The following is a 12543-nucleotide window of genomic DNA, read 5'->3' as shown; positions in this document are numbered from 1 at the left end:
TCCCGTTCGGGCGAAACAACCGCCACGATCTCGCGCTCGCCCGGCTAACCGTCACTCACCACCACCCATGGACTTCGACGTCATCGTTCTCGGCGCCGGCATCGTCGGCGTCTCCGTCGCACTGCACCTGCAGGATCGCGGACGCAAGGTCGCCCTCGTCGATCGCGGCGCGCCCGGCGAAGGCACGAGCTTCGGCAACGCGGGGCTGATCGAGCGCTCGTCGGTCGAGCCGTATCCGTTCCCGCGCAGCCCGTTCACGCTGATGCGCTACGCGCTGAACCGCTCGACCGATCTCTACTGGCACAGCGCGTCGCTGCCCGCGTTCGCGCCGTGGCTCGCGCGTTTCTGGTGGGAATCGGCGCCGCTGCGCCACGCGGCAGCTTCACGCGACATGCTGCCGCTGATCGAACGCTGCATCGTCGAGCACGACGCGCTGATCGCACGGGCCGGTGCCGGCGAACTGATCCGCGCGAACGGCTGGCTGGAAGCGTTCCGCACGCCCGCCGCATTCGAACGCGGCGTCGCCGATGCCGGCCTTACCGCGCGCCGCCACGGGCTCGGCATCACGCCGCTCGATGCCGCCGCGCTGCTCGCGCACGAACCGAGCCTCGCCCCCGGCTTCTGCGGCGCGTTGCACTGGCTCGATCCGAAAAGCGTCGTCGATCCGGCCGCGCTCGTCAAAGCGTATGCGCATCTGTTCGTGCAAGGCGGCGGCACGCTGCTGACCGGCGACGCCGCTAGCCTCGACGCACGCTCGCCCGGCTGGCAAGTGAACACGCAGGACGGCACGGCCGCCGCGCCGGCTGTCGTCGTCGCGCTCGGCCCGTGGTCCGACACCGTGTTCGGCAAGTTCGGCTACAAGATCCCGCTGCGCGAGAAGCGCGGCTATCACATGCATTACGCGCCGTCCGCGCGCGGCGTGCCGTCGGCGCCGATCGTCGATCGCGAATACGGCTACGTGATTGCGCCGATGAAGCGCGGGCTGCGGCTGACGACCGGTGTCGAGATCGCGCGCCGCCGCGTGCCGCCGACCGGCGTGCAGCTCGAACGGGCGGAACGCGTCGCGCGCCCCGTGTTCGGTTTCGGCGAGCGGCTCGACCCGCAACCGTGGCTCGGCTTCCGGCCGTGCACGCCCGACATGCGCCCGGTGATCGGCCCCGCGCCCGCGCATCGCGGGCTGTGGTTCGCGTTCGGGCACAACCATCACGGGCTGACGCTCGGCCCCGTCACGGGCCGCCTGCTGGCCGAGATGATGACGGGCGAAGCGCCGTTCACCGATCCGGCGCCGTATCGCGCGGATCGCTTCTGACCGCGCAGCGCATCGACGCGCGCTCAGTCGAGCGCGCGCCCGAAGATGCGGATCACTTCGTCGAGGTGCTCGGCCATCGCGCGGCGCGCGGCGTCCGGGTCGCGCGCGCGGATCGCATCGAGGATCGCGCGGTGTTCCAGTTCCGATCGGTGCGGCATGTCGTTCGGCATGTACAGCGACTGCAGCCGCTGGAACATCAGGTCGTACTTGTGCGCGAGCAGCTGCTTGATCATCAGCGCGTACGCGGCGTTGTCGCTCGCTTCCGCGATGCGGATATGAAACAGCCGGTCGCCCGGATGCGTGAGCGAACCGCTGCGGTTGTCTTCCTGGTTGCGCAGGAACGCCTCGTGGATGCCTTCGATCTGCTCGTCGGAGCCATGCTTCGCGGCAAGTGACGCGGCTTCCGGCTCGATCAGCCGGCGCGCCTGCAACAGCGCGAACGGCGGGATTTCGGTATCGAGATCGAGTGCGATGCCGAGTTCGGGATCGATCTCGATGACCGTGAACGGCGCGGCCTTCGCTGCCAGGTCGGGCGCGGGTTCGGGTGCGGCGGCCGTTTCGGGGTGGCGCACCTTCACGCCGTCGCCGACGCGCACGCTGACGAGCCCGCTCACTTCGAGCGCGATCAGCGCTTCACGCACCGACGTGCGCGACACGCCGAACTGTTCGGCCAGTTCGCGCTCGGGCGGCAGGTAGCTGCCCGGCGGAAAATCGCCGGACTCGATCATCGCACTGAGCTTGTCGGCGATCTGCTGGTACAGGCGGCGGTTCTGGATCGGCTGGATGGACATACGTTGATGCTGGTGATCGGTTGCATTGCGGACGGCCCGGCGAAGCGCACGGGCCGTTCGCGCCTATTTTATATGCCGCGCTTCGCGTCGCCCGGCACCGCGTAACAACGCGCCGCCGTCCCGCCCCACAGCGCGCTGCGCTCGGCCGCCGACAGCCGCGACTCGGCCCAACGCTCGACGATCGATGCGACTTCGTCATACGACGCGGCCAGCAGGCACACCGGCCAGTCCGAACCGAACATCAGCCGCTGCGGGCCGAACGCGTCGAGCGCCGCGTCGAGGCACTGCTCGATATGCCGGACGTCCTTCCCGCGCAGGCCGCGCGTCCAGTCCGCTTCCGTCACGAGCCCCGACAGCTTGCACGCGACGTGCGGCAGCGCGCCCAGCTCGCGCAACGCGGCGCGCCAGCGCGCGAGCGCCGATTCGTCGCGCTCGAATTCGGCCAGCGCGGGCTTGCCGGCGTGATCGAGCACGAGCCAGTGCGCGTCGTGCCGTGCACAGAACGCCTGCACGTCCGGCAACTGGCGCTCGAACACGAGCACGTCGTACACGTAACCGTTCGCCTGCAGCCACGCGATGCCGCGGTTGAAGTCGGGATCGGCGACGAACGCGCCGGCGTCGGCTTCGTCCTGCAGCTGGTGCCGGAAGCCGCGCAGCTTCGGGCTGCGCCATTCGGCGACGCGCTCGGCAAGCTGCGGCGCGGCGAGATCCTCCCAGCCGACCACCGCCGCGATGTGCGTATCGTCGCGGGCGAGATCGAGCAGGAACGCGGTCTCGTCGCGCCCGGCGCGCGCCTGCACCGCGATCGATGCGCCGAGCGCCTGCGCATGCATCAGCGGCCGCAACGCGTCGGGCAGGTAGTCGTGCGCGAGCACCTCCATGCCGGGGCCGATCCACGGATAGTCGGCCGCGCGATAACGCCAGAAGTGCTGATGGGAATCGATACGCACTGCGCCCATGGTGTCCTCGTGTTCTGCTCCGGCCGCCCGCCCGCGCCGCCGCACACGCTACGCGCCGCGCGCGGCGGCGCCGTGGCACGGCGTTCAGTCGTACAGCACCGCCGCGATCTTCGGATCGTCGATATTGGTCTTGTCGTACCAGTAGAAACCGGTGTCGATGACCTTCGGCAGCTTCTCGCCCTTGATCGCCTTCACGGCCGCCTCGACCGTCTTGTAGCCGATCCCGATCGGGTTCTGCGTGATCGCGCCGGCCATCAGCCCGCTGCGGATCGCGTCCTTCTGCTGCTTGCCCGAATCGTAGCCGACGATCACGACCTTGCGCTTCATTTCACGCACGCCGTTGACCACGCCGATCGCCGAGCCTTCGTTGGTGCCGAACAGCCCCTTGAGCTTCGGGTACCCCTGCAGGATCGACTTCGTCACCTCGGTCGACTTCAGCTGGTCGCCTTCGCCGTACTGCACGGTCACGACCTGCACCTTCGGGTGCGCCGCTTTCATCCGCTCGAGAAAACCGTCGCGGCGGTCGATGCCGGTGCGGCTCGTCTGGTCGTGCGCGACCACGGCCACTTCGCCCTCGTCGCCGATCAGCGCGGCGAGCTTGTCGGCGGCCAGCGCGGCGGCGGCCTTGTTGTTGGTCGCGGCCGTCGTCACCGGGATGTCGCTGTCGACGCCCGAGTCGAACGCGATCACCGGGATCTTCTCGGCCTGCGCCTTCTTCAGGAGCGGCAGCGCGGCCTTGCTGTCGAGTGCCGCGAAGCCGAGCGCGGCCGGCTTCTTCGCGATCGCGGCCGACAGCATGTCGATCTGCTTGTCGACCATCGCCTCGGTTTCCGGCCCTTCGAACGTCACCTTCACCTTGTAGTCCTTCGCGGCCTGCGTCGCGCCCGATTTCACGGCCTGCCAGAACTGATGCTGGAAGCCCTTCGAGATCAGCGGGATGTAGGCTTCCTGCGCGTGCGCACCGGCCGTGACGCCGACGGCGAACGTCAGCCCGACGATCGCGTTCAACACCTTGCTCCTGATCACTTCGCGTCTCCTTTTTTCGTATCGACTGGAACGACTGGAACGCCGGCCGGAACCGGCAGTGAAGCACATGCCTGCGTGCATACGTGTGTCAGCGGCGCCGCCGGCGCAGGATGTCGACGTAGACGGCCAGGATGATGATCACGCCCGTCACGACCGTCTGCCATTCCTGCGCGACCGACATGATGCGCAGGCCGTTGGTCAGCACGCTCATGATGAACGCGCCGATGATGGTGCCGACGATGCTGCCCGCGCCGCCCGACAGCGACGTGCCGCCGATCACGACGGCCGCGATCGCATCGAGCTCGTAGCCCTGCCCGAGCGCCGGCTGCGCGGAGTTCAGCCGCGACGCGATCAGCAGCCCGGCGATCCCGCACACCGCGCCGCTGAACGTGTACACCGCGATCTTCCACGCATCGACGTTCACGCCGGACAGCCGCAGCGCCTCCTCGTTGCTGCCGAGCGCGAACGTGTAACGGCCGAAGATCGTGCGGTTCAGCACGATCGATGCGCCGATCGCGACGAGGAACAGGATCAGCACCGCATTCGGGATCGGCAGCGCGGGAATGAGGTTGCCGATCAGCGAATCCTGCGCGATCGACGTGAAGCCCGGCGTGTCGTTGAAGTAGATCGGCCGCGTGCCCGAAATCACCAGCGACAGCCCCTTGAGCAGCATCATCATGCCAAGCGTCGCGATGAACGGCGGCACCTTCATCTTCGCGATCACGAAGCCCGATACGCAACCCGACAGCGCGCCGAAAAACAGCGCGGCCAGGATCCCGAGCGGCAGCGGCATGCCCCACTTCGTCAGCACGACGCCGGCCATCACCGCGCAGAACGTCATCAGCGTGCCGACCGACAGGTCGATGCCCGACGTGATGATCACGTAGGTGCACGCGACCGCCAGCACGCCGTTCACGGCGGTGGCCTGCAGGATCGTGACGAGGTTGTCGACTTCGAGGAAGTTCGGCGACGCGAAGCTGAAGAACACGATCAGCAGCACGAGGCTCGCGAACGCGAGCAGCTTCTGGCGCGCGGCGGGGTTGAAGAAGCGCGACTTCAGGCTCGATGCGCCGGCAGGCGTATCGGCGGACGCGAGGGGCGGAACGGGATGCGTATCGTTGGACATGATCGGATAGGCGTATGGATCGGCGTCTGAATCAGGACAACACGGTCGACTCGCGCTGCGTCGCGAGCTGCATGATCTTTTCCTGCGTGGCGTCGGCCGCGCGCAGCTCGCCGGTCACGCGCCCCTCGCACATCACGAGAATCCGGTGGCTCATGCGCAGCACCTCGGGCAGTTCCGACGAGATCATCACGATCGCCTTGCCGTCGGCGGCCAGCGCGTCGAGCAGCTTGTAGATCTCGCTCTTCGCGCCGACGTCGATGCCGCGCGTCGGCTCGTCGAAGAACAGGATGTCGCAGTCGCGCAGCAGCCACTTCGCGATCACGATTTTCTGCTGGTTGCCGCCCGACAAAAGGCGCGCGGGCTGCGCGACCGACGGCGTGCGGATCGCGAGCTGCCGCACATACGCGTGTGCGGTGTCGCGCATCGCGCGCGCGTCGAGAAACACGCCACGGCGCACGAAACGACGCATGCTCGACATGGCGATGTTGTTCTGCACGTCCATCCCGACCGCGAGCCCGAAGTGCTTGCGATCCTCGGACAGATAGCCGATGCCGTGCTTCACCGCATCAGCCGGCGTGCGGATCGTCACGGTCTTGCCGTGCACGCGGATCTCGCCGGCGTCGATCGGGTCGGCGCCGAACACCGCGCGCGCGACTTCGGTGCGGCCTGCGCCCATCAGCCCCGCGAAGCCGAGGATCTCGCCGCGCCGCAGCGTGAAGCCGACGTCGCGGATCGCGCGGCCGCGCGACAGCCCGCGCACTTCGAGCGCGACGTCGTTCGCGGACGTATCGGGCGGCGTGCGGAATTCCGTCGCGAGCTGGCGGCCGACCATCATCGCGATGATCGCGTCCATCGACGTATCCGCCATCGGCACGGTCGCGACGTACTTGCCGTCGCGCATCACGGTCACGCGATCGGCGATCTGGCGCAGCTCGTCCATCTTGTGCGAGATATAGACGATGCCGACACCGTTCGCGCGCAGGTCGCGGATGATGCGAAACAGCTCGGCGATCTCCGCGTTGTTGAGCGCGGCGGTCGGCTCGTCCATGATCAGCACGCGCGAGTCGAACGACAGCGCCTTCGCGATCTCGACCATCTGCTGCTTCGCAACCGTCAGCCGGCCGACCGGCGTGCGCGGGTCGAGATCGAGCCGCATCCGCTGGAAGATCGCGGCGGCATCGCGATTCAGCGTGTCTTCGTCGACGAACACGCCGAAGCGGCCGCGCGGCTCGCGGCCGATGAAGATGTTCTGCGCGACGCTCAGGTGGTTCATCAGGTTCAGTTCCTGATGGATGATGCCGATCCCGAGCGCCTGCGCGGCGCGCGGATCGGCGATTTCCACCGCATGGCCGTCCATCCGGATCTCGCCGTCGTCGCGCTGGTACACGCCCGCGAGGATCTTCATCAGCGTCGACTTGCCGGCGCCGTTCTCGCCCATCAGCGCATGCACTTCGCCGGCACGCAGGTCGAAACGGCAATCGTCGAGCGCCTGCACGCCCGGGAAGCGCTTGCCGATGCCGGTCAATGCGATCAGCGGCGGCGCGGCAGTCAGGTTCGGGTCGGGTTGCATGGAGCGCTGCCCTCAGCTGATCGCACGGTCGAGATGCGTATAACCGCCGTCGACGAACAGCCACTGGCCCGTCGTGTGCGATGCGCGTGCCGACAGCAGGAATACGGCCGTGTCGGCGATCTCGTCGGCCGTCGTGAAGCGTTTTCCGAGCGGCACCTTGCCCGCGATGCCCGCCAGCTTCGCGTCGGGGTCGTCGAAACCGGCGAGCCAGTTGCGGTAAAGCGGCGTCATCACCTCGGCCGGAATCACCGCGTTCACGCGCACGCCGTCGTCGCGCAACGCGACGGCCCATTCGCGTGTCAGCGCGAGTTGCGCGCCCTTCGACGCGCAATAGCCGCTCGTGTTGCCCTGGCCGGTCACGGCCGTCTTCGACGAGAGGTTGACGATCGCGCCGCGCGTCGCCTTCAGGTGCGGCACGCAGTAGTGCGCCATCACGTAGTAGTGGATCAGGTTGCGCTCGAGCGACGCGACGAACGCATCGCGACCGGCATCGAGCCCGACGCCGTCGTTGACGCCGGCGTTGTTGACGAGGCCGTCGAGACGACCGAAGCGCGCGACGGTCTGCGCAACCGCGTCGCGGCACTGTGCGTCGTCCTGCAACTCGACCGACATGCACGCGGCCTGCGGCTGCTTCTGCACGAGTGCGCGCCAGAACGCATCGTCGGGCGCGTGGCGCGCGAACACCACCGGAATCGCGCCTTCTTCGGCAAGCCGCGTCGAGATCGCGGCACCGATGCCCGACGCGCCGCCGGTCACGATCACGACCTTGTGTTGCAGATTAAGATCCACTTCGCGTCTCCGTCGTTCATGTTGTCGGCACGCTCAACGCGTGTCAGCCCCGGAACCGGTATTGCTCCAGCGATTCGGGTTTCATCTCGATCGAAAAACCGGGTGCCGTCGGCGGCATGTAGGCCGCGCCGCGCACGATGCACGGTTCGACGAAATGCTCGTGCAGGTGATCGACGTACTCCGTCACGCGCCCTTCCTTCGTGCCGGAAATGCACACGTAGTCGATCATCGACAGATGCTGCACGTATTCGCACAACCCGACGCCGCCCGCATGCGGGCAGACGGGCAGCCCGTACTTCGCGGCCATCAGCATCACCGCGAGAATCTCGTTCACGCCGCCGAGGCGGCACGCATCGATCTGCACGACGTCGATCGCGCCGCGCGCGATGAACTGCTTGAACAGGACGCGGTTCTGGCACATCTCGCCGGTCGCGACCTGCACGGGCGCAATCGCTTCGCGGATCGTGCGATGCCCTTCGACATCGTCGGGGCTCGTCGGCTCCTCGATGAACCACGGCCGCGCGAACGCCAGCTCGCGCACCCAGTCGATTGCCTCGTCCACTTCCCACACCTGGTTCGCATCGATCATCAGCTTGCGGTCCGGGCCGATCACTTCCCGCGCGATCGTCACGCGGCGGATATCGTCTTCCAGGTTCGCGCCGACTTTCAGCTTCACGTGGTCGAACCCGGCTTCGACGGCTTCGCGGCACAGCCGCCGCAGCTTGTCGTCGCTGTAGCCGAGCCAGCCGGCCGACGTCGTGTAGCACGGGTAGCCGTCGCGCTCCAGAATCGCGATCCGTTCGGCCTTGCCCGGCGCCTGCCTGCGCAGCAGGTCGAGCGCTTCGTCCGGCGTCAGGCAGTCCGTCAGGTAGCGGAAGTCGATCGCGCGCACCAGTTCCTCGGGGCTCAGGTCGGCAACGAGCCGCCATAGCGGCTTGCGTTCGGCTTTCGCCCACAGATCCCACACCGCGTTGACGACGGCCCCCGTCGCCAGATGAATCGCCCCCTTGTCGGGGCCGATCCAGCGCAACTGGCTGTCCGACGTGACGTGCCGCCAGAAGCGCCCCATGTCCGCGCGAATCCAGTCGAGGTCGAGGCCGACGACGAGGTGACGCATCGCGTCGATCGCCGCGCAGCAGATCTCGTTGCCGCGCCCGATGGTGAACGTGAGGCCGTGACCTTCGAGCCCGTCGCGGTCGGTTTCGAGCACGACGTACGCGGCCGAATAATCGGGGTCCGGGTTCATCGCATCGGAGCCGTCGAGCTGGCGCGAGGTCGGGAAGCGCACGTCGAGGACGCGCATCGATCGAATGATAGGCATGACGAATCGTCCGCGAAAGGGAATCAGGCCTGCACGGTGCGCTGGCGTTGCTCGCCGAGCCCGTCGATACCGAGCGTGATCACCTGCCCGGCGCGCAGATAGACGGGCGGCTTCTGCCCGAGGCCGACACCCGGCGGCGTGCCGGTCGAGATCACGTCGCCCGGCTGCAGGCTCATGAAGCGGCTCAGGTAGCTGATCAGGTGCGGCACGCGGAACACCATCGTCGCGGTCGTGCCGTTCTGGTAGCGATGACCGTCGACGTCGAGCCACAGCCGCAGCGCATGCGGATCGGGCACTTCGTCGGCCGTCACGAGCCACGGGCCGAGCGGCCCGAACGTGTCGTTGCCCTTGCCCTTGTCCCACGTGCCGCCGCGTTCGAGCTGGAATTCACGCTCCGACACGTCGTTCACGACGCAGTAGCCCGCCACGTGCGACAGCGCGTCGGCTTCCGCGATATAACGACCGCCCTGGCCGATCACCACGCCGAGTTCGACCTCCCAGTCGGTCTTCTCCGAGCCGCGCGGAATCTCGACGTCGTCGTTCGGCCCCGAGATCGCGCTCGTCCACTTGCCGAACACGACGGGTTCCTTCGGCACCTCCATCCCCGATTCGGCCGCGTGGTCGGAATAGTTGAGCCCGATGCAGATGAACTTGCCGACGCGGCCGACGCACGCGCCGAGCCGCGGCGTGCCTTCGACCCGTGGCAGCGACGACGGCGGAATGTCGCGCAACCGCGCGAGCGAGGCCGGCGCCAGCGCATCGCCGGCGAGATCGTCGATCACGCCCGACAGGTCGCGGATGTGGCCTTGTGCATCGAGCAGGCCCGGTTTTTCATGGTGCTTGTCGCCAAATCTCAGCAGTTTCATATCGTCTTGAACGGAAATGGAAAGTAGCGGGGAAAGGCGCGGTCAGTTCGACCAGCCGCCGTCGATCAGGTGGATCGCGCCGGTCGTGAACGACGCTTCGTCGGACGCAAGGTACAGCGCGAGCGCGGCCACTTCGTCCGCGGTGCCGATGCGGCCGATCGGCTGGCGCGCGACGAACGCCTGGCGCACCTCGTCGGCCGACACGTCGCGCATGCGCGCCTGGTCGGCGATCCGCTGCTCCAGCGACGGCGATTCGATCGTGCCCGGGCAGATCGCGTTGCAGCGGATGCCGCGTTCGACGAAATCGGCGGCCACCGCCTTGGTCAAGCCGATCACGGCCGCCTTGGTCGTGCCGTAGACGAAGCGGTTCGGCACGCCCTTCACGCTCGACGCGGCCGACGCCATGTTGATGATCGACGCGCCGCCCGCTTCGAGCATCGCGGGCAGCAGCGCGCGAATCAGCCGGTACATCGACGTGACGTTCAGGTTCAGCGAGAACGCCCATGCGTCGTCGTCGCAGTCGAGGATCGAGCCGTGGTGGACATAGCCCGCGCAGTTGAACAGCACGTCGAACGCGCGCTCGTTCGCGGCAAGCGCCGCGACGTCCTGCGCATCGGTGACGTCGAGCCGCCGCGTGGCCAGCCGGCTGCCCGCGCGTTCGGCGTCGGCCTCGAGCCGCACGAGCGCGGCTTCGTTGATGTCGGTCGCCAGCACGTCGGCGCCCTCGCTCGCGAACCGCAGCGCGGTCGCGCGGCCGATACCCTGCCCGGCCGCCGTCACCAGCGCGCGTTTGCCCTGCAATCTCATGAGCGACTCTCCCGAAAAAAACCGGCCACCCGTCGGCCGATTGGCACAAAGGACTAAAGGTCCAACCAATCATAGGAGTCGACTTCGCGTTTGTCACGAAATCGGGATTCAGTATTTACCCGGGCGTGGAAATCGGGCGATCGAGCAAGCATCCCGCATTCGACGGCACGCGGGAGCCCGTCCCGGGATCCGCGCACTCCCAATACCGGCGGGCCATCCAGCCGTTTCTTCACGCATGCCCGGCGCCACGCCGCGCCAAACTGGCGAAAAAGTCATGTTCGCGTCAGGGTCTCAACGGGATGCGCGCGCCATCATGACGTACCGGACTGCGCTACCGGTCCATCGCCACCCCGCCCGCGTTCGATCCCTGCGGGCACCTCCGTCCCCCGGCGATGGGCTCCGTGACTGGGCGAGCAGACACGGCGCGCAGGCCGATTTCCCGCCCCGGACTTCATGTCCGGGGCGTTTTTGTCTGTGGTTTTCCCAAGAAAATAAGCGTGGATTGTTTCTAAATCGGCAAAAGGTAATTTGAGCCAGACAGGATGTTTTTTCCGGTCACAGACGCTTACATTTAGCGCACCACTCATGGAAACCGCTACGGATTCGCCATCGGGTAGTGACATCCACTGCCACGGACGAACCGCACGAGCTTTAGGAAACGGCAAAATGAAGGCCTCCAAATCCCTGCCTGTGCTCGATCCCGCCGACGTCCACGTCGAAATCCTCGAACGTTCCGATACGCTGCTCGTCGTCCGCTGGGTCGAGCCCGGCCGCTGTCACTACGGTGAACAGCGCTGGCGCCGCCGCTTCGCGCAACGCACCGGCACGTGCGCGCTGTCGCGCCAGGTCATCCAGCGCGGCGACGAAGTCTTCCGCCCGGCCGAACGCCCGGCGCCCGCGAACGCGGCGGCGATGATCTCCGCCGCCGAAGTGCTCGCGCTGGCCGGCGGCAGGTAAATCCTGCCGGCCGCGCATCGCGGCACGCGGTGCCGCACGACGATGCGCGAGCCCTAGAAGCGCCGGTCTAATTCCCCTGCTTGCCTGCCACGACCACGCGCACTATCGTTACACCACTCGATGTAACGATTACGTGCCGCGGCCACCCGGTCGCGCCGATGGAGGCAGACATGCATGCATGGAGCGCGCGCCACGTCCCGGCGCAGGGCGGCAAGGTCGCGGTCGTGACCGGTGCCAATAGCGGGCTCGGCTGGCAACTCGCGGAAACGCTGGCCGCGAAAGGCGCGACCGTCGTGATGGGCTGCCGCGACGCGGCCCGCGCCGCACAGGCCGCCGATGCGATCCGCCGGCTCCATCCCGATGCCCGCGTCGAAGTCGACGCGCTCGACCTCGCCGATCTCGCCTCGATCGCACGCTTCGCGGCCGATGTGGCCGAACGCCATGGCCGCGTCGATATCCTCTGCAACAACGCCGGCGTGATGTTCCTGCCGCTGCGCCATACGCGCGACGGCTTCGAGATGCAGTTCGGCACCAACCACCTCGGCCATTTCGCGCTGACCGGCCGTCTGCTGCCCGCGCTGCGCGCCGCGCGCCGGCCGCGGGTCGTGACGATGTCGAGCGGCCTCAACCGCGGCGGCCGGATCCGCGTCGACGACCTGCGCGCCGAGCGCCGCTACAACCGTTATCTCGCCTATTGCGACAGCAAGCTCGCGAACCTCGTGTTCGCGATCGAACTTCAGCGCCGTTTCGAGCGCGCGGCGTTCGCCGGAATCAGCGTCGCCGCGCACCCGGGCTACGCGGCAACCAACCTGCAGTTCGCGGGCCCGGCGATGGACAGCTCGCCCGCGCGCGCCGCGCTGATGCGGGCCGCGAACCGTTATCTCGCGCAGCCGGCCGACCAGGGGGCGCTGCCCGCGATTCATGCGGCGACCGCGCCCGATCTCGCGGGCGGCGCGTATATCGGGCCGTCCGGCTGGTTCGAGTCGCGCGGGCTGCCGGCGCCCGCGAGCGTGCCACGCGCG

At 67.8% G+C, this 12543-nt stretch carries 12 protein-coding genes; 3 read left to right on the top strand and 9 right to left on the bottom strand.

Annotated features, from left to right (window positions below):
* Positions 1–67: 67 nt before the first annotated feature.
* Complete coding sequence (locus DPV74_RS08110; RefSeq protein WP_119336940.1) at positions 68–1309, top strand: FAD-binding oxidoreductase; 1242 nt, start codon at positions 68–70, stop codon at positions 1307–1309.
* A 23-nt stretch (positions 1310–1332) separates the two neighbouring features.
* Here DPV74_RS08110 and DPV74_RS08105 read toward each other — a convergent pair whose 3' ends face one another.
* The 9 genes from DPV74_RS08105 to DPV74_RS08065 form a co-directional block, all read right to left on the bottom strand.
* Positions 1333–2100 (bottom strand): FadR/GntR family transcriptional regulator, encoded by a 768-nt coding sequence (locus tag DPV74_RS08105; RefSeq protein ID WP_027789687.1) that lies wholly within the window; start codon positions 2098–2100, stop codon positions 1333–1335.
* Between the two features lie 68 nt (positions 2101–2168).
* Complete coding sequence (locus DPV74_RS08100; RefSeq protein ID WP_119336939.1) at positions 2169–3059, bottom strand: amidohydrolase; 891 nt, start codon at positions 3057–3059, stop codon at positions 2169–2171.
* An 84-nt stretch (positions 3060–3143) separates the two neighbouring features.
* On the bottom strand, positions 3144–4085 hold the full coding sequence (locus DPV74_RS08095; RefSeq protein ID WP_021161439.1) for an ABC transporter substrate-binding protein: 942 nt from the start codon (positions 4083–4085) through the stop codon (positions 3144–3146).
* Positions 4086–4173: 88 nt separating this feature from the next.
* Positions 4174–5211, bottom strand: coding sequence for an ABC transporter permease (locus DPV74_RS08090; protein ID WP_027789689.1), 1038 nt, complete (start codon positions 5209–5211; stop codon positions 4174–4176).
* A 31-nt stretch (positions 5212–5242) separates the two neighbouring features.
* Positions 5243–6781 carry a sugar ABC transporter ATP-binding protein gene (locus DPV74_RS08085; RefSeq protein WP_119336938.1) on the bottom strand — a complete coding sequence of 513 codons (1539 nt, stop codon included), beginning with the start codon at positions 6779–6781 and terminating at the stop codon, positions 5243–5245.
* A gap of 12 nt (positions 6782–6793) precedes the next feature.
* Complete coding sequence (locus DPV74_RS08080) at positions 6794–7570, bottom strand: SDR family oxidoreductase (RefSeq protein ID WP_060173679.1); 777 nt, start codon at positions 7568–7570, stop codon at positions 6794–6796.
* A gap of 43 nt (positions 7571–7613) precedes the next feature.
* Positions 7614–8891, bottom strand: a complete 1278-nt coding sequence (locus tag DPV74_RS08075) for an L-fuconate dehydratase (protein WP_021161443.1) — start codon at positions 8889–8891, stop codon at positions 7614–7616.
* Positions 8892–8914: 23 nt separating this feature from the next.
* Positions 8915–9757: an ureidoglycolate lyase gene (locus DPV74_RS08070; RefSeq protein WP_027789693.1), complete on the bottom strand. Its 843-nt coding sequence runs from the start codon at positions 9755–9757 to the stop codon at positions 8915–8917.
* A gap of 42 nt (positions 9758–9799) precedes the next feature.
* Entirely contained in the window at positions 9800–10564 is a 765-nt protein-coding gene (locus DPV74_RS08065; protein WP_021161445.1) for an SDR family oxidoreductase, read from the bottom strand.
* A gap of 666 nt (positions 10565–11230) precedes the next feature.
* Here DPV74_RS08065 and DPV74_RS08060 point away from each other — a divergent pair.
* Both DPV74_RS08060 and DPV74_RS08055 read left to right on the top strand, forming a co-directional pair.
* Entirely contained in the window at positions 11231–11521 is a 291-nt protein-coding gene (locus tag DPV74_RS08060; RefSeq protein WP_021161446.1) for a DUF3331 domain-containing protein, read from the top strand.
* Between the two features lie 170 nt (positions 11522–11691).
* The coding region (locus DPV74_RS08055) for an oxidoreductase (RefSeq protein WP_119336956.1) at positions 11692–12543 on the top strand (852 nt) is incomplete at its 3' end.

Source organism: Burkholderia sp. HAN2018 (assembly GCF_024704855.1).
Classification (GTDB): Bacteria; Pseudomonadota; Gammaproteobacteria; order Burkholderiales; family Burkholderiaceae; genus Burkholderia; species Burkholderia cepacia.
This window is presented reverse-complemented; position numbering and strand designations above follow the sequence as displayed.